The organism is Kosakonia beeri (assembly GCF_054165705.1).
The window spans coordinates 3,954,749-3,972,340 of the sequence record NZ_CM135106.1; the positions used below are offsets into that span (position 1 = coordinate 3,954,749).

At 52.2% G+C, this 17,592-nt stretch carries 14 protein-coding genes, 3 tRNA genes and 3 rRNA genes; 10 read left to right on the forward strand and 10 right to left on the reverse strand.

Features of this window, described 5'->3' with window-relative positions; all coding sequences use genetic code 11:
* Positions 1-26 precede the first annotated feature (26 nt).
* On the forward strand, positions 27-782 hold the full coding sequence (gene gloB / locus ACUY4S_RS18740; RefSeq protein ID WP_458023399.1) for a hydroxyacylglutathione hydrolase: 756 nt from the start codon (positions 27-29) through the stop codon (positions 780-782).
* 74 nt (positions 783-856) lie between these two features.
* The gene (mltD, locus tag ACUY4S_RS18745; RefSeq protein WP_312688766.1) at positions 857-2,227 is read left to right on the forward strand and encodes a murein transglycosylase D; all 1,371 of its coding nucleotides are present in this window, start codon (positions 857-859) and stop codon (positions 2,225-2,227) included.
* Positions 2,228-2,288: 61 nt separating this feature from the next.
* Here mltD and ACUY4S_RS18750 read toward each other — a convergent pair whose 3' ends face one another.
* On the reverse strand, positions 2,289-3,089 hold the full coding sequence (locus ACUY4S_RS18750) for an endonuclease/exonuclease/phosphatase family protein (protein WP_312688765.1): 801 nt from the start codon (positions 3,087-3,089) through the stop codon (positions 2,289-2,291).
* A gap of 229 nt (positions 3,090-3,318) precedes the next feature.
* On the opposite strand from ACUY4S_RS18750, the gene yafC reads away from it, so the two are divergent.
* On the forward strand, positions 3,319-4,206 hold the full coding sequence (gene yafC / locus ACUY4S_RS18755; RefSeq protein WP_458023398.1) for a DNA-binding transcriptional regulator YafC: 888 nt from the start codon (positions 3,319-3,321) through the stop codon (positions 4,204-4,206).
* A 33-nt stretch (positions 4,207-4,239) separates the two neighbouring features.
* Here yafC and dkgB read toward each other — a convergent pair whose 3' ends face one another.
* Both dkgB and ACUY4S_RS18765 read right to left on the reverse strand, forming a co-directional pair.
* Positions 4,240-5,043, reverse strand: coding sequence for a 2,5-didehydrogluconate reductase DkgB (dkgB, locus tag ACUY4S_RS18760; RefSeq protein WP_312688763.1), 804 nt, complete (start codon positions 5,041-5,043; stop codon positions 4,240-4,242).
* A 2-nt stretch (positions 5,044-5,045) separates the two neighbouring features.
* On the reverse strand, positions 5,046-5,321 hold the full coding sequence (locus ACUY4S_RS18765; protein WP_458023420.1) for a hypothetical protein: 276 nt from the start codon (positions 5,319-5,321) through the stop codon (positions 5,046-5,048).
* On the opposite strand from ACUY4S_RS18765, the gene ACUY4S_RS18770 reads away from it, so the two are divergent.
* Both ACUY4S_RS18770 and fabF read left to right on the forward strand, forming a co-directional pair.
* Complete coding sequence (locus ACUY4S_RS18770) at positions 5,245-5,802, forward strand: winged helix-turn-helix transcriptional regulator (RefSeq protein ID WP_312689125.1); 558 nt, start codon at positions 5,245-5,247, stop codon at positions 5,800-5,802. The two genes, ACUY4S_RS18765 and ACUY4S_RS18770, sit on opposite strands and share 77 nt — an antisense overlap.
* A 166-nt stretch (positions 5,803-5,968) precedes the next feature.
* Positions 5,969-7,243: a beta-ketoacyl-ACP synthase II gene (fabF, locus tag ACUY4S_RS18775; RefSeq protein ID WP_458023397.1), complete on the forward strand. Its 1,275-nt coding sequence runs from the start codon at positions 5,969-5,971 to the stop codon at positions 7,241-7,243.
* Positions 7,244-7,333: 90 nt separating this feature from the next.
* Here the strand turns inward: fabF and ACUY4S_RS18780 are convergent.
* From ACUY4S_RS18780 to gmhB, 7 genes are all read right to left on the reverse strand, one after another.
* A tRNA-Asp gene (locus tag ACUY4S_RS18780) sits at positions 7,334-7,410 on the reverse strand.
* Between the two features lie 55 nt (positions 7,411-7,465).
* Positions 7,466-7,581: ribosomal RNA gene (gene rrf / locus ACUY4S_RS18785) — 5S ribosomal RNA — on the reverse strand.
* 91 nt (positions 7,582-7,672) lie between these two features.
* Positions 7,673-10,578, reverse strand: a 23S ribosomal RNA gene (locus tag ACUY4S_RS18790).
* Between the two features lie 178 nt (positions 10,579-10,756).
* Positions 10,757-10,832, reverse strand: a tRNA-Ala gene (locus ACUY4S_RS18795).
* 108 nt (positions 10,833-10,940) lie between these two features.
* Positions 10,941-11,017, reverse strand: a tRNA-Ile gene (locus ACUY4S_RS18800).
* Positions 11,018-11,087: 70 nt separating this feature from the next.
* Positions 11,088-12,627 (reverse strand): 16S ribosomal RNA (locus tag ACUY4S_RS18805).
* Together the 16S, 23S and 5S rRNA genes with 3 tRNA genes alongside form the textbook arrangement of a ribosomal RNA operon.
* A gap of 370 nt (positions 12,628-12,997) precedes the next feature.
* Positions 12,998-13,564, reverse strand: coding sequence for a D-glycero-beta-D-manno-heptose 1,7-bisphosphate 7-phosphatase (gene gmhB / locus ACUY4S_RS18810; protein WP_458021844.1), 567 nt, complete (start codon positions 13,562-13,564; stop codon positions 12,998-13,000).
* Between the two features lie 188 nt (positions 13,565-13,752).
* Between gmhB and metN the strand changes: the two genes are divergently transcribed.
* From metN to tsaA, 5 genes are all read left to right on the forward strand, one after another.
* Entirely contained in the window at positions 13,753-14,784 is a 1,032-nt protein-coding gene (gene metN, locus ACUY4S_RS18815; protein WP_312687456.1) for a methionine ABC transporter ATP-binding protein MetN, read from the forward strand.
* The gene (locus tag ACUY4S_RS18820; RefSeq protein WP_312687454.1) at positions 14,777-15,430 is read left to right on the forward strand and encodes a methionine ABC transporter permease MetI; all 654 of its coding nucleotides are present in this window, start codon (positions 14,777-14,779) and stop codon (positions 15,428-15,430) included. The genes metN and ACUY4S_RS18820 overlap by 8 nt, the downstream gene beginning before the upstream one ends.
* Before the next feature lie 41 nt (positions 15,431-15,471).
* The gene (gene metQ, locus ACUY4S_RS18825; RefSeq protein WP_312687452.1) at positions 15,472-16,287 is read left to right on the forward strand and encodes a methionine ABC transporter substrate-binding lipoprotein MetQ; all 816 of its coding nucleotides are present in this window, start codon (positions 15,472-15,474) and stop codon (positions 16,285-16,287) included.
* Positions 16,288-16,395: 108 nt separating this feature from the next.
* Positions 16,396-16,800, forward strand: a complete 405-nt coding sequence (gene rcsF, locus ACUY4S_RS18830; RefSeq protein WP_312687450.1) for an envelope stress sensor lipoprotein RcsF — start codon at positions 16,396-16,398, stop codon at positions 16,798-16,800.
* The gene (gene tsaA, locus ACUY4S_RS18835; protein WP_458021843.1) at positions 16,797-17,504 is read left to right on the forward strand and encodes a tRNA (N6-threonylcarbamoyladenosine(37)-N6)-methyltransferase TrmO; all 708 of its coding nucleotides are present in this window, start codon (positions 16,797-16,799) and stop codon (positions 17,502-17,504) included. The genes rcsF and tsaA overlap by 4 nt, the downstream gene beginning before the upstream one ends.
* Positions 17,505-17,592: the final 88 nt, after the last annotated feature.

Genomic DNA, 17,592 nt, shown 5'->3' on the forward strand with positions numbered 1-17,592 from the left:
TTCCGCTACGCTTTGAGAGGTAATTTATGAATCTTAACAGTATTCCCGCGTTTCAGGATAACTACATCTGGGTGCTGAATAATGACGATGGACGCTGTCTGATCGTTGATCCGGGCGAAGCAGCACCTGTCGTGCGCGCCATTGAAGCGCATAGCTGGCAACCCGAAGCGATATTTTTAACCCATCACCACAATGACCACGTGGGCGGTGTGAAACAACTCTTGCAACGCTTTCCCGATCTTGTGGTATACGGCCCTGCGGAAACACAAGATAAGGGCGCAACTCAGGTGGTTGCTGAAGGTGATTCTGTGGTCGTTTTGGGGCATGAATTTTCTGTCTTTGCCACGCCAGGCCACACTTTAGGACATATCTGTTTCTTCAGTTTTCCTTATCTGTTTTGCGGTGACACGCTTTTCTCTGGCGGGTGTGGCAGACTTTTCGAAGGGACGGCAGAGCAGATGTATCAATCCTTTTGTAAGATTAATGCGCTTCCGGACGATACGGTGATTTGTTGCGCACACGAATACACTTTAGGAAATATGAAGTTTGCGCTGAGCATTCTGCCCCAGGATCGGGCACTTAACGAATACTATCGAAAAGTTAAGGAGTTACGTGCAAAAAATCAAAGCACACTGCCCGTTATTCTGAAAAACGAGCGGCAAATTAATTTATTTTTACGCACCGAAGATGATGATTTAATTGACGTTATTAACCAAGAAACAAATTTGCAACACCCAGAAGCACGTTTTGCATGGTTACGGTCAAAGAAAGATAACTTCTGATATTTCCGGGTTGCCTTTTGAAAACTTCGCCGTTATGATCGCTCGTCTTTTAAGCAACTACTATTGACACACACATGAAGGCAAAAGCGATATTATTCGCCTCTGTCCTGCTCGTGGGGTGCCAGGCCTCCAATCGCGATGGCACGGTCCAACAGCACGCACAGAGCCTTTCTGCAGCTGGTCAAGGGGAAGCTGGGAAGTTTACAAGTCAGGCGCGGTGGATGGACGATGGAACATTTGCCGCCCAGAGTAACAGCGACTTGTGGGCTTCCATTAGCGACGAGCTAAAGATGGGAATTCCGGAAAACAGCCGGATTCGCGAACAGAAACTAAGGTACTTAAGCAATAAGAGCTATCTCCACGATGTAACTTTACGGGCAGAGCCGTATATGTACTGGATAGCAGGGCAAGTTAAAAAACGTAACATGCCCATGGAACTGGTACTACTACCCATAGTGGAGAGCGCTTTTAACCCACACGCGACGTCTGGCGCCAATGCCGCAGGCATTTGGCAGATCATTCCGAGCACCGGGCGTAATTATGGTTTAAAACAGACACGCAGCTACGATGCGCGTCGTGATGTTGTGGCGTCTACGACGGCCGCACTCGACATGATGCAGCGTCTTAACCGTATGTTTGACGGCGACTGGTTATTGACTGTTGCCGCTTACAATAGTGGTGAAGGCCGCGTTCTGAAGGCAATAAAAGCGAACAAAGCGCGGGGTAAACCCACGGACTTCTGGTCGCTGTCGTTGCCGCAGGAAACCAAAATTTATGTGCCGAAAATGCTGGCCCTGAGCGACATACTCAAGAACAGCAAGCGTTATGGCGTGAGTCTGCCAACACCAGATGAAAGCCGTGCGCTGGCACGCGTCAGGTTGAGCAGCCCGGTTGAGGTTGAACAACTGGCGGAAATGGCGGGCATCTCAGTGAACAAGCTGAAAGCCTTTAACGCAGGTGTTAAAGGGTCGACGCTGGGTTCAGCAGGGCCGCAATATGTTATGGTGCCGCAGAAACATGCAGATCAGCTGCGTGAATCGCTGGCTTCAGGCGAAATTGCTGCCGTGCAACCTACGCTGGTTGCTGAGAATACACCGCTGACCACGCGCGGTTATAAGGTTCGCTCTGGCGATACCCTTTCTGCTATCGCAGCACGCCTTGGCGTGACCACGAAGGATCTCCAGCAATGGAACGATCTTCGCGGTGCGAACCTGAAAGTGGGCCAGAGTCTTACCATAGGTGCAGGCACAAGTGCACAGCGGCTTGCCAGCAACAGCGATAGCATTACCTATCGCGTACGCAAAGGCGACTCGTTGTCCAGTATCGCGAAGAGCCACGGCGTGAACATCAAAGATGTTATGCGCTGGAATAGCGATACAGACAATCTGCAGCCGGGCGATCAGCTGACGTTGTTTGTGAAAAACAGCAGCACGCCGGATTCCTGATCCTGACCAATAAAAAAAGCACCGATTCCCCCGGTGCTTTTTTTTCGCCTGTTTGTCGCCGTTACTTGCCCGGCCTGACGGGCGTGAACTCCACCAGCAACGGATTATGGTCAGAGGCCCGGGTAACCAGCACCGATGCTTCCTGCACATTTAAACCGCGGTAAAAGACAAAATCCAGCGGGCGCCCGAAGGCCCGTCGACGATTGTCATCCGTAAATCGTACCTGGCGCAGCGACATATCCCGCGAGAAGCGGTAAAGCGCGTTCATTCTCGGGCGGCTCCAGGCATTGAAATCACCGGCCATAATCACTGGCCCGACATGACGCATAATTTGATCGCCAATCGGCAGCAGTTGTTTACTGTAAACATCCACGCCCAGACTGAAATTCACCGCATGAACATTCACGACCATCAGATTGCGCTGGTCGGGCAGCGGATAAACCGTGACCAGCGCCGATTTTGCCAGTCTCAGAATCGGCTCACGTTCGCGCAAAGGGCAACAATAAACAGGATGCGCAGAGGAGAGTGTCATCACGCCAGAAGGATGTTGCGGTAAAACAAAGGCAGGGACCTGATCGGCAGCCAGATAGTTAGTGGTCGCAAACCTCACCAGCTCAGGCGTGGTCTGTGCTTCTTGCAGGAGAACCAGGTGGGCATCTTTGCCGAAATTCTGAAGTACCGACAGCCACTCAGCACGCTGTTGTTTAAAAATATTCCACACCAGTACACGGATTTTGTCATCGCTGCTCAGCGGTACCCCGGCGGGCAACGCTTTACCAATACTCGCGAAAGACCCCGGCGGTAAAATACGCTCCGCAGGTTGTCCGGCAACATAACGCATGGCATAGGTATTTTTTGGCACTTTCGGCTTCAAACCTCATTGATTTCTGCGCCCTGGTCCCTGGCTGTCTTTCAGTTATAGGGATTGTAGCGCACAGTTTCAACGCCAATAGGGAGAAAAACACTCCGTTGAAGTGAGTAAGTGCTTCATCACTTCACGGTAGCACAGCCCGCGTGGCTTGAGGGTAAGTATCATGGTTAAATAGTCTGAGGATGAATAATAGCGTTGCAATATTGCTACAGAGGCAAAAATGAAAACGACCTCAGAAGAACTGGCGATTTTTGTCGCGGTGGTTGAAAGCGGCAGTTTCAGCCGCGCAGCGGAACGCCTGGGACAGGCCAATTCGGCGGTCAGCCGTGCAGTTAAAAAGCTGGAGAACAAGCTTGGTGTTAATCTGCTTAACCGGACAACGCGCCAGTTGAGTCTCACCGAAGAGGGCGAGCGTTATTTCCGACGTGTGCAAAGTGTGCTGCAGGAGATGGCGGCGGCAGAAACGGAGATCATGGAAACCACATCCGTGCCGCGCGGTACACTGCGAATTGACGCCGCTACGCCAGTAGTATTGCATTTTCTGATGCCGCTGATTAAGCCTTTTCGCGAACGTTACCCACAAATTAATTTATCGCTGTTCTCAAGTGAGACGTTTATCAATTTGATTGAACGCAAAGTTGATGTTGCGATCCGCGTCGGCAAACTTACCGACTCCAGCTTGCGCGCACGCCCGTTATTTAAAAGCTATCGCAAGATTATAGCCTCGCCGGACTATTTAGCCCGCCACGGGACACCAGAATCTGTAGAGGCACTCACTCAGCATATTTGCCTGGGCTTTACCGAGCCGGCTACGCTAAATACCTGGCCGATCGCGTCTGCGGATGGTCAGCTTTATGAAGTCACGCCAGACATTTCGTCTAATAGCGGAGAAACGCTGAAGCATCTGTGTCTGGGCGGTAACGGCATCGCCAGCCTGTCGGATTATATGATCGATAAAGAACTGGCCAGCGGTGAGTTGGTGGAACTGCTGGCAGAAAAACGCCTGCCGGTGGAGATGCCCTTTAGCGCAGTCTATTACAGCGATCGGGCCGTCAGCACACGTATTCGCGCCTTTATCGACTTTATCAGCGAACATGTTCCCCGCTGAACAACGGGAGCTATGCTCCCGTTGTGGTCTCGTTTAGTCCCACTCAGGCGCCAGGCCTTCCGGGCTCACCAGACGATCATTGCAATCCAGTTCTGCAATCGCCGCTTTGTCTTCTGCATCCAACATTAGCGATTGTGCTTCAAGGTTGCTGGCAAGATTTTCACGTTTTGTCGAAGAAGGAATGACGGCGTAGCCTTCTGCCATTGCCCAGGCCAGGATCACCTGTGCCGGCGTGGCAGTATGTTTACTGGCAATGCGGCTAATGACTTCATCTTTCAGTGCCTTGCCATAAGCCAGCGTCATATACGAAGTGATATGAATGCCATGCTGTTTTGCCCAGCCCACCACCTTACGGTTTTGCAGGTACGGCGACAGCTCAATCTGATTGGTGGCGATATTTTCCGCACCGACGGCAGCAATCGCCTGCTCCATCAACGGAATAGTAAAGTTGGACACGCCAATCTGACGAGTCAGCCCCTGCTCTTTTGCTTTCATCAACTGCTGCATAGAAACAGCAACCGGCACTGCGGCTCCCGGCGAAGGCCAGTGGATCAGTGTTAGATCAACATAATCGGTGCCCAGCTTTTGCAGGCTCTCTTTCAGGCTGGGGATCAGCGCCTCTTCACCCAGGTTTTCCGTCCAGATTTTCGTGGTAATAAACAACTCCTCACGCGGGATCCCGCATTGCGCCAGGGCTTTACCAATCGCAGCTTCATTACCATAAATTTGTGCGGTATCGATAACACGATATCCCAGCTCCAGCGCGTTGGTGACAGATGCAATCACCGCGTCATCCGTTAAACGGAAAGTGCCAAGACCAAATGCAGGTACAGACATCATCATTCCTCTTTTTTATCGAGTTTCAAAACAGTGAAGTGATTATCACCACTCGCCGCAGCGGGAAAAAGGGCCTGATAAGCAGAGGATTTTTGCGATGAAAGCAATAATGCACCGTTCTGGCAAAGCCATGTGACTTGCATTTTAAAAGTCACTATGTCACCGTGAGCACAGAAATCATACTGCCACCAGAGATTGATGATGAAAAACGAACCACTTTGCCACGCCCCTTGCCCCATCGCCCGTAGCCTGGGGCGTATAGGAGATAGCTGGAGCATGATGATCCTGCGTGATGCCTGCTCTGGCTTCACCCGCTTTGATGAATTCCAGAAAAGCGCTAATGTTGCGCCGAATATTCTGTCGCGCCGTCTGAAAGAGCTCGTAGACGATGGGTTATTGGAAAAAGTGTGTTATAGCAGCGCTCCGCCACGTTATGAATACCATTTAACTGCCCGCGGGCATGATTTCCGCCCGGTGCTGCTAGCACTGGCAGAATGGGGAAATCGCCATTTTGCACCAGAAGGGGAGCAAATCCATCTGGTAGAGAGTGAAACACAGCGCAGGGTTGAGCCTATCCTGGTCGACAAAGCCACAGGCCAGCCCATCACACCAGAAAAATACCGCATGATCCCCGGCCCTGCAGCATCTCCCCTTATGCGCTATCGCCACGACTATCTGGAACGCAAACGTGCCGGTGATAACGGACAGAAATTCCTTCCGCAACACTACTCAGGTGCAAGCCCTGAGGCCGGGCAGTAAGCAATGAAGGCGCTTTTATGGGCCAAACACACGCCAGAAACGTTCAATTCGCTATATCTGCTGTCGTAGCGAAAAGCCGCACACAGCCGTTCTTAGACACGCCAAAGTCAGTTTTGATGCCGCGCGGTTTGTTCCGCAGGCCAGGTCATAAAGAGGAGAACAGAATATGAGCATTGCGCAAAAACGCATTGTCGTGACAGGGATGGGGATCGTGAGCCCGTTGGGCTGCGGCGTATCGCATGTCTGGCAATCCCTCGTGCAGGGAAAATCCGGGATTTCACGTCTTGCTGACGAGATTGTCGACGATATCGCATGTAAAGTTGCCGGACAGGTTCCTTCTGTCGACGACGATCCGCAGCATGGTTTTGCTCCTTTGGCCGTCATCCCGGCTAAAGAGCGCAAAAAGATGGATCGCTTTATCGAATTTGCATTGGTTGCCGCGCATGAGGCGCTGACCCAGGCAAAGTGGTTCCCGGAGAATCAAGCTGCCCGTGATCGTACTGCCACCATTATTGCGACAGGCATTGGCGGGTTTGGTGAGATTGCCAGCGCGGTGCGTACCACGGACTCGCGGGGACCACGACGCCTCTCTCCTTTTACCATTCCTTCTTTTCTCGCTAACCTCGCGGCCGGGCATGTCTCAATTGCTTATGGTTTTCGTGGGCCTATCGGCGCGCCCGTGACAGCGTGTGCCGCCGGTGCGCAGGCTATTGGTGATGCCGCACGTCTGATCCACAGTGGTGAAGCGGATATCGCGTTGTGTGGTGGCAGCGAGGCTGCAATTCACCGCGTCAGCCTTGCCGGTTTTGCCGCGGCGAGAGCTTTGTCGGGCAGCTTTAATGATGCACCTGAAACCGCCTCTCGTCCTTTTGATCGCGATCGTGACGGGTTTGTGATGGGAGAAGGCGCCGGATTATTGGTTATTGAATCACTGGAACATGCACTGGCGCGTGGAGCGACGCCCCTTGCTGAACTGGTGGGTTATGGCACCAGTGCTGATGCGTATCATCTTACTGCAGGCCCCGAAGACGGTAATGGCGCACGCCGGGCAATGGAGGCCGCAATTCGTCAGGCAGATATTTCAGTAGAAGATATTCAGCATATTAATGCGCATGCCACCTCGACTCAGGTAGGTGATAAAGGTGAACTGGCGGCGATCAAAGGCGTTTTTGGCGCTAACCCGGTGGCAGTAACCTCCACGAAATCGGCGACAGGTCATTTGCTTGGCGCAGCGGGGGGAATTGAGGCCATCTTTACCATTCAGACTCTGCGCGAACAGATAATTCCGCCAACGTTGAACCTGCACAACCCCGATGTTGAAGCAGATGGCGTTAATCTGGTGGCGCTGGAAGCGCGTCAATTGAGCATGCAATACGCGTTATCAAATGGGTTTGGATTCGGTGGCGTTAATGCCAGCCTGCTGCTAAAACGTTGGGAGTGATCGACTAAAAGGGCTTAATTGCCCTTTTATTATATAAACAACGGACGAAAAAAAACCGTATCTCGTGAGAGATACGGTTCTTAAAATAAGTGGCGGAACGGACGGGACTCGAACCCGCGACCCCCTGCGTGACAGGCAGGTATTCTAACCGACTGAACTACCGCTCCACCGAATTTTTCTACTGCCACCGGTTTGTTGCCCCGGTTTACTGCTTAATTTGATGCCTGGCAGTTCCCTACTCTCGCATGGGGAGACCCCACACTACCATCGGCGCTACGGCGTTTCACTTCTGAGTTCGGCATGGGGTCAGGTGGGACCACCGCGCTAGTGCCGCCAGGCAAATTCTGTCATCAACACACCTTCCGGTCTGTCAATCTAATCTGTATCAGCTGAAAATCTCTCTCACCGCCAAAACATCTTCGGCGTTGTAAGGTTAAGCCTCACGGTTCATTAGTACCGGTTAGCTCAACGCATCGCTGCGCTTACACACCCGGCCTATCAACGTCGTCGTCTTCAACGTTCCTTCAGGAGACTTAAAGTCTCAGGGAGAACTCATCTCGGGGCAAGTTTCGTGCTTAGATGCTTTCAGCACTTATCTCTTCCGCATTTAGCTACCGGGCAGTGCCATTGGCATGACAACCCGAACACCAGTGATGCGTCCACTCCGGTCCTCTCGTACTAGGAGCAGCCCCCCTCAATTCTCCAGCGCCCACGGCAGATAGGGACCGAACTGTCTCACGACGTTCTAAACCCAGCTCGCGTACCACTTTAAATGGCGAACAGCCATACCCTTGGGACCTACTTCAGCCCCAGGATGTGATGAGCCGACATCGAGGTGCCAAACACCGCCGTCGATATGAACTCTTGGGCGGTATCAGCCTGTTATCCCCGGAGTACCTTTTATCCGTTGAGCGATGGCCCTTCCATTCAGAACCACCGGATCACTATGACCTGCTTTCGCACCTGCTCGAGCCGTCACTCTCGCAGTCAAGCCAGCTTATGCCATTGCACTAACCTCCTGATGTCCGACCAGGATTAGCTGACCTTCGTGCTCCTCCGTTACGCTTTAGGAGGAGACCGCCCCAGTCAAACTACCCACCAGACACTGTCCGCAACCCGGTTTACGGGTCCACGTTAGAACATCAAACATTAAAGGGTGGTATTTCAAGGTTGGCTCCACGCAGACTGGCGTCCACGCTTCAAAGCCTCCCACCTATCCTACACATCAAGGCTCAATGTTCAGTGTCAAGCTATAGTAAAGGTTCACGGGGTCTTTCCGTCTTGCCGCGGGTACACTGCATCTTCACAGCGAGTTCAATTTCACTGAGTCTCGGGTGGAGACAGCCTGGCCATCATTACGCCATTCGTGCAGGTCGGAACTTACCCGACAAGGAATTTCGCTACCTTAGGACCGTTATAGTTACGGCCGCCGTTTACCGGGGCTTCGATCAAGAGCTTCTCCTTACGGATAACCCCATCAATTAACCTTCCGGCACCGGGCAGGCGTCACACCGTATACGTCCACTTTCGTGTTTGCACAGTGCTGTGTTTTTAATAAACAGTTGCAGCCAGCTGGTATCTTCGACTGGTTTCAGCTCCGTGAGCAAGTCACTTCACCTACGCACCAGCGTGCCTTCTCCCGAAGTTACGGCACCATTTTGCCTAGTTCCTTCACCCGAGTTCTCTCAAGCGCCTTGGTATTCTCTACCTGACCACCTGTGTCGGTTTGGGGTACGATTTGATGTTACCTGATGCTTAGAGGCTTTTCCTGGAAGCAGGGCATTTGTTGCTTCAGCACCGTAGTGCCTCGTCATCACGCCTCAGTGTTAAAGTGAACCGGATTTACCTGGAACACACACCTACACGCTTAAACCGGGACAACCGTCGCCCGGCCAACATAGCCTTCTCCGTCCCCCCTTCGCAGTAACACCAAGTACAGGAATATTAACCTGTTTCCCATCGACTACGCCTTTCGGCCTCGCCTTAGGGGTCGACTCACCCTGCCCCGATTAACGTTGGACAGGAACCCTTGGTCTTCCGGCGAGCGGGCTTTTCACCCGCTTTATCGTTACTTATGTCAGCATTCGCACTTCTGATACCTCCAGCATGCCTCACAGCACACCTTCGCAGGCTTACAGAACGCTCCCCTACCCAACAACACATAGTGTCGCTGCCGCAGCTTCGGTGCATGGTTTAGCCCCGTTACATCTTCCGCGCAGGCCGACTCGACCAGTGAGCTATTACGCTTTCTTTAAATGATGGCTGCTTCTAAGCCAACATCCTGGCTGTCTGGGCCTTCCCACATCGTTTCCCACTTAACCATGACTTTGGGACCTTAGCTGGCGGTCTGGGTTGTTTCCCTCTTCACGACGGACGTTAGCACCCGCCGTGTGTCTCCCGTGATAACATTCTCCGGTATTCGTAGTTTGCATCGGGTTGGTAAGCCGGGATGGCCCCCTAGCCGAAACAGTGCTCTACCCCCGGAGATGAATTCACGAGGCGCTACCTAAATAGCTTTCGGGGAGAACCAGCTATCTCCCGGTTTGATTGGCCTTTCACCCCCAGCCACAAGTCATCCGCTAATTTTTCAACATTAGTCGGTTCGGTCCTCCAGTTAGTGTTACCCAACCTTCAACCTGCCCATGGCTAGATCACCGGGTTTCGGGTCTATACCCTGCAACTTAACGCCCAGTTAAGACTCGGTTTCCCTTCGGCTCCCCTATTCGGTTAACCTTGCTACAGAATATAAGTCGCTGACCCATTATACAAAAGGTACGCAGTCACCCCATAAAGAGGCTCCCACTGCTTGTACGTACACGGTTTCAGGTTCTTTTTCACTCCCCTCGCCGGGGTTCTTTTCGCCTTTCCCTCACGGTACTGGTTCACTATCGGTCAGTCAGGAGTATTTAGCCTTGGAGGATGGTCCCCCCATATTCAGACAGGATACCACGTGTCCCGCCCTACTCTTCGAGCTCACAGCCTGTGTGCTTTTGTGTACGGGGCTGTCACCCTGTATCGCGCGACTTTCCAGACGCTTCCACTAACACACATGCTGATTCAGACTCTGGGCTGCTCCCCGTTCGCTCGCCGCTACTGGGGGAATCTCGGTTGATTTCTTTTCCTCGGGGTACTTAGATGTTTCAGTTCCCCCGGTTCGCCTCATTAACCTATGGATTCAGTTAATGATAGTGTGACGAGTCACACTGGGTTTCCCCATTCGGACATCGCCGGTTATAACGGTTCATATCACCTTACCGGCGCTTTTCGCAGATTAGCACGTCCTTCATCGCCTCTGACTGCCAGGGCATCCACCGTGTACGCTTAGTCGCTTAACCTCACAACCCGAAGATGTTTCGTAAAACATCATCAGTTGCGAAAATTTGAGAGACTCACAGAACAGTTCGCACTGTTCAGTGTTTCAATTTTCAGCTTGATCCAGATTTTTAAAGAGCAAAACTTCGCAGCACACACAGAATGTGTACTCTGAAGTTTTCTTGTTTCAGACAGTAAAGATGGTGGAGCTATGCGGGATCGAACCGCAGACCTCCTGCGTGCAAAGCAGGCGCTCTCCCAGCTGAGCTATAGCCCCATCGTAGTTAATCTCGTTTACCCGTAATTTTTCCTGAGACAAGGCGTGAAATGGCGAAACATACTGACGTATGTGAGTCATTTTGCAACGCAGTATTCAGGGAAAATTTGGTAGGCCTGAGTGGACTTGAACCACCGACCTCACCCTTATCAGGGGTGCGCTCTAACCACCTGAGCTACAAGCCTGCAGAGATTTTTACTGCCCGTTTTTCATCAGACAATCTGTGTGAGCACTACAAAGGCAGGTTCTTTAAGGTAAGGAGGTGATCCAACCGCAGGTTCCCCTACGGTTACCTTGTTACGACTTCACCCCAGTCATGAATCACAAAGTGGTAAGCGCCCTCCCGAAGGTTAAGCTACCTACTTCTTTTGCAACCCACTCCCATGGTGTGACGGGCGGTGTGTACAAGGCCCGGGAACGTATTCACCGTAGCATTCTGATCTACGATTACTAGCGATTCCGACTTCATGGAGTCGAGTTGCAGACTCCAATCCGGACTACGACGCACTTTATGAGGTCCGCTTGCTCTCGCGAGGTCGCTTCTCTTTGTATGCGCCATTGTAGCACGTGTGTAGCCCTGGTCGTAAGGGCCATGATGACTTGACGTCATCCCCACCTTCCTCCAGTTTATCACTGGCAGTCTCCTTTGAGTTCCCGGCCGGACCGCTGGCAACAAAGGATAAGGGTTGCGCTCGTTGCGGGACTTAACCCAACATTTCACAACACGAGCTGACGACAGCCATGCAGCACCTGTCTCACAGTTCCCGAAGGCACCACTCCATCTCTGGAATGTTCTGTGGATGTCAAGACCAGGTAAGGTTCTTCGCGTTGCATCGAATTAAACCACATGCTCCACCGCTTGTGCGGGCCCCCGTCAATTCATTTGAGTTTTAACCTTGCGGCCGTACTCCCCAGGCGGTCGATTTAACGCGTTAGCTCCGGAAGCCACGCCTCAAGGGCACAACCTCCAAATCGACATCGTTTACGGCGTGGACTACCAGGGTATCTAATCCTGTTTGCTCCCCACGCTTTCGCACCTGAGCGTCAGTCTTCGTCCAGGAGGCCGCCTTCGCCACCGGTATTCCTCCAGATCTCTACGCATTTCACCGCTACACCTGGAATTCTACCTCCCTCTACGAGACTCTAGCCTGCCAGTTTCGAATGCAGTTCCCAGGTTGAGCCCGGGGATTTCACATCCGACTTGACAGACCGCCTGCGTGCGCTTTACGCCCAGTAATTCCGATTAACGCTTGCACCCTCCGTATTACCGCGGCTGCTGGCACGGAGTTAGCCGGTGCTTCTTCTGCGGGTAACGTCAATGAATAAGGTTATTAACCTTACTCCCTTCCTCCCCGCTGAAAGTACTTTACAACCCGAAGGCCTTCTTCATACACGCGGCATGGCTGCATCAGGCTTGCGCCCATTGTGCAATATTCCCCACTGCTGCCTCCCGTAGGAGTCTGGACCGTGTCTCAGTTCCAGTGTGGCTGGTCATCCTCTCAGACCAGCTAGGGATCGTCGCCTAGGTGAGCCGTTACCCCACCTACTAGCTAATCCCATCTGGGCACATCTGATGGCAAGAGGCCCGAAGGTCCCCCTCTTTGGTCTTGCGACGTTATGCGGTATTAGCTACCGTTTCCAGTAGTTATCCCCCTCCATCAGGCAGTTTCCCAGACATTACTCACCCGTCCGCCACTCGTCACCCGAGAGCAAGCTCTCTGTGCTACCGTTCGACTTGCATGTGTTAGGCCTGCCGCCAGCGTTCAATCTGAGCCATGATCAAACTCTTCAATTTAAAAGTTTGATGCTCATCGAATTAAACTTCGTAATGAATTACGTGTTCACTCGTGAGACTTGGTATTCATTTAGCGTCCGGAGACGTTAAGAATCCATGTCACTTTGAGTGCCCACACAGATTGTCTGATAAATTGTTAAAGAGCAGTTGCGACGCGCTTTAGCGCTCTGTCGCGAGGTGGCGTATATTACGCTTTCCTCTTTCAGAGTCAACCCTGATTTTCAGGATTTTTTCTCTTCCGACTCACCGTCGCTTGTGAAGTTAATCGCTAAGCGCCGTGTCGATGGAGGCGCATTATAGGGAGCCGGAGAGGAATGACAAGCGGAAAAATGCATTTTTATTTCAACCGCTCATCTTTTCGACATAACGGCTATTTTTGGTGCTTTTTGATGGCTGTCGGCAGCTCTGCAAGGCTATTAACTACCCAATCTGCGCTTTTTTCCGCCTCTGGGGTTACAGGCTTACCGGTACGCACCAGAACTTTGGTACCCACCTGCGCTGCTGCCGCCGCCTGCATATCCTCTATTTTATCGCCCACCATATAAGAAGCCGCCATATCAATGTGCAGGAAATCGCGAGCGGAGATAAGCATCCCCGGATGCGGCTTACGGCAATCACAAGTTTGACGGAACTCGTCCACGCTCCCCTGCGGGTGATGCGGACAATAATAGATGCCATCCAAGTCGACGCCGCGATCGGCAAGCGACCAGTCCATCCATTCCGTCAATGTTTCAAATTGCGCTTCGGTAAATTTACCGCGCGCAATGCCAGACTGGTTTGTTACCAACACCAGAGCGAAGCCCATTTCTTTTAATTCGCGCATGGCATCAATGACACCATCAATAAATTCGAAGTTATCGATCTCATGGACGTAACCGTGATCGACATTAATCGTGCCGTCACGATCGAGAAAAATAGCGGGTACTGACTTTGCCACGGGTTTACTCCTGAAAAAGGCCTATATGTCTAGTATCTCATGTTTCGCTGCACAGGAAAGTGCTCATCGCGCAGAGCGACATTGATTTAGACGTCTGGATGCCTTAACATCCGCTTTGTCTACGGGCATGCCCCGTAGCAGGCAGAAGAAAATGCCACGGCTAACTCTCATACGATAAAAATAATCTAATGATTAAACTTTCGAATATCACCAAAGTGTTCCAGCAGGGGAACCGCACTATTCAGGCGCTGAATAATGTCAGCCTGCACATTCCTGCTGGTCAAATTTATGGCGTGATTGGCGCATCCGGCGCGGGGAAAAGCACCCTGATTCGCTGCGTTAACCTGCTTGAGCGCCCAACAGAAGGCAGCGTGCTGGTCGATGGCCAGGAACTGACCCAACTCTCCGAAGCTGAATTAACGAAAGCACGCCGTCAAATCGGCATGATCTTCCAGCACTTTAATCTCCTCGCTTCCCGCACCGTGTTCGGTAACGTCGCCTTACCGCTGGAACTGGATAACACACCTCGCGCAGAGATTAACCGCCGTGTGCAGGAACTGTTGGATCTGGTCGGTCTTGGCGATAAGCACGATAGCTACCCGGCGAATCTCTCCGGTGGGCAGAAACAGCGTGTGGCGATTGCCCGAGCGCTGGCCAGCAATCCAAAAGTCCTGCTGTGCGACGAAGCCACCAGCGCCCTGGACCCGGCAACCACCCGCTCCATTCTTGAATTATTAAAAGACATCAACCGTCGCCTGGGTCTGACCATTCTGCTTATCACGCATGAAATGGACGTGGTGAAACGCATTTGCGACTGCGTAGCAGTGATCAGCAATGGCGAATTGATAGAACAGGATACGGTGAGCGAAGTCTTCTCGCATCCGAAAACGCCGCTGGCGCAGCAGTTCATTCAGTCCACGCTGCATCTGGATATTCCGGAAGATTACCTGCAGCGCCTACAGGCTGAACCCAAGGCGGATAGCGTACCGATGTTGCGCATGGAATTCACCGGTCAGTCAGTGGACGCACCGCTGCTGTCGGAAACGGCACGCCGCTTTAATGTGAATAACAATATTATCAGCGCCCAGATGGATTACGCGGGCGGTGTGAAGTTCGGCATTATGCTGACAGAAATGCACGGCACCCAGCAGGATACGCAAGCCGCTATCGCCTGGCTGCAAGAACACCATGTAAAAGTAGAGGTACTCGGTTATGTCTGAGGCAATGATGTGGCTCTTTGCCCGCAGCATCTGGGAAACATTGTTTATGACCTTTGCCTCGGGCTTGTTGGGTTTCGTGGTAGGGTTGCCTTTTGGGGTACTGCTGTATGTCACTCGTCCTGGTCAGATTATGCAAAACCCGGGTCTGTACCGGGTGATCTCAGCGCTGGTCAATATTTTCCGCTCTATTCCCTTTATTATTCTGCTGGTATGGATGATCCCCTTTACGCGCATTATTGTGGGCACCTCGATAGGTCTGTATGCGGTGATCGTTCCGCTGACCGTCGGTGCCGCACCATTCATCGCACGTATGGTGGAAAATACGCTCCTTGAACTGCCGGCCGGTTTAATCGAAGCGTCCCGCGCTATGGGCGCAACCCCAATGCAGATCATCCGTAAAGTGCTGCTGCCAGAAGCGCTACCAGGGCTGATTAACGCCGCAACCATTACGCTTATCACCCTGGTGGGTTACTCCGCAATGGGCGGCGCTGTGGGTGCAGGTGGCCTGGGTCAGTTAGGGATCCAGTATGGCTATGTGACCTACAATCCATTAGTGATGAATACTGTACTGATATTACTCGTGGTTCTGGTTTACTTAATTCAGTTCGCTGGCGATCGTATCGTCCGGGCTGTAACGCATAAATAACGTTACACACAACATAACGACTCTGATAGTAAGGAAAAAACATGGCTTTTAAATTCAAGACCTTTGCGGCAGTAGGCGCGTTGCTTGGTTCTCTGGCGCTGGTCGGCTGCGGCCAGGATGAAAAGGATCCGAATCACATCAAAGTCGGTGTGATCGTGGGCGCTGAGCAGCAGGTGGCGGAAGTTGCCCAGAAAGTGGCAAAAGAGAAATACGGTCTGGATGTCGAGCTGGTCACCTTCAACGATTACGTTCTGCCGAACGAAGCGCTGAGCAAAGGCGATATTGATGCCAACGCATTCCAGCATAAGCCGTACCTGGACCAGCAGATTAAAGATCGCGGTTTCAAACTGGTACCGGTCGGCAACACCTTCGTTTACCCGATTGCCGGTTATTCCAAAAAAATCAAAGCAGTATCTGAACTGCAGGATGGCTCTCAGGTCGCTGTACCGAACGATCCGACTAACCTCGGCCGTTCTCTGCTGCTGCTGCAGAAAGAAGGCCTGATCAAATTGAAAGATGGCGTCGGTCTGCTGCCAACCGTACTGGATGTGACCGAAAACCCGAAAAACCTGAAGATCGTTGAGCTGGAAGCCCCGCAGCTGCCGCGCTCTCTGGACGATGCGCAAATCGCCCTGGCCGTTATTAACACCACTTACGCCAGCCAGATCGGCCTGACCCCGGCTAAAGACGGCATCTTTGTGGAAGATAAAGACTCCCCGTACGTAAACCTGATCGTTGCACGTGAAGATAACAAAGACGCGGAAAACGTGAAGAAATTTGTGCAGGCTTATCAGTCCGACGAAGTAAGTGAAGCTGCTAACAAAGTCTTCAACGGCGGTGCCGTGAAAGGCTGGTAATCTCCTCTGACTGTAATATCATTCAAGGCGGGCGAAAGCCCGTCTTGTCATTTGTACACGCGACTGATTCAATATGCCGCGTCAGAAACAATACATTGAGGACATATTATGCGTGCTTTACCGATCTGTTTATTAGCGTTCATGCTAAGCGGCTGTTCATTGCTAAGCAGATCCCCTGCCGAACCTGTAAAAAGCACCGCAGCCGCACCGAAAGTGGAGCCGGAAAAACCGAAAGTCATTCGTCCTGCGCCAGTACGCATTATCACTAATGCCGAAGAACTTATCGGTAAACCTTTCCGCGATCTGGGCGAAGTCTCCGGTGAATCCTGCCAGGCGACCAACCAGGACTCCCCGCCAAACATCCCGACTGCGCGCAAACGCATGCAAATCAACGCATCAAAAATGAAAGCCAACGCTGTGCTGCAACACAGTTGTGAAGTAACCAGCGGTACGCCAGGTTGTTACCGTCAGGCCGTGTGTGTCGGTTCTGCCCTTAACATTTCGGCGAAATGAGCACCTTTGCTTTCGAGCAGATAGGCGTCATCCGTTCGCCTTATAAAGAGAAGTTTGCCGTACCGCGCCAGCCAGGCCTGGTGAAACACGGCGGCGGCGAACTTCACTTACTTCCGCCTTATAATCAGCCTGATGCCGTTCGCGGTCTGGAAGGCTTCAGCCATTTGTGGATCCTGTTTGTTTTTCATCAAACGATGGAAGGCGGCTGGCGACCCACTGTCCGGCCGCCTCGCCTCGGCGGCAATGCACGCATGGGCGTCTTTGCTACCCGCTCCACCTTTCGCCCGAATCCTGTCGGTATGTCGCTGGTTGAGCTGAAAGGGATCCGCTGCCAAAAAAACGAAGTGATCTTGCAACTGGGCAGTCTCGATCTGGTTGATGGCACGCCAGTGGTGGATATCAAGCCCTATCTTCCCTTTGCCGAAGCCATACCGGATGCTAAAGCCAGTTATGCTCAGCATGCTCCGGTAGCGGACATCCCGATAAGCTTTACAGCAGAAGTAGAGGCGCAACTGACGGGACTGGCAACACGCTACCCGCAGTTAAAAGCCTTTTTGATAGAGGTGCTGGCGCAGGACCCGCGTCCGGCTTATCGCAAAGAGGAAGAAAAAGGTAAAACTTACGCCGTCTGTGTGCTGGATTTTAATGTGCGCTGGCAAGTCGCAGGGGCGGGGTTTGAAGTGTTTGCGCTGGAAGCGCGCTAATTTTATGCCCCTCTCTTTTGGCATCTCTGCCAGGCTGATAAACTAAACCACTTTTTTGTGTCAGGCCTGCACCGGGCCTGCTCCAATT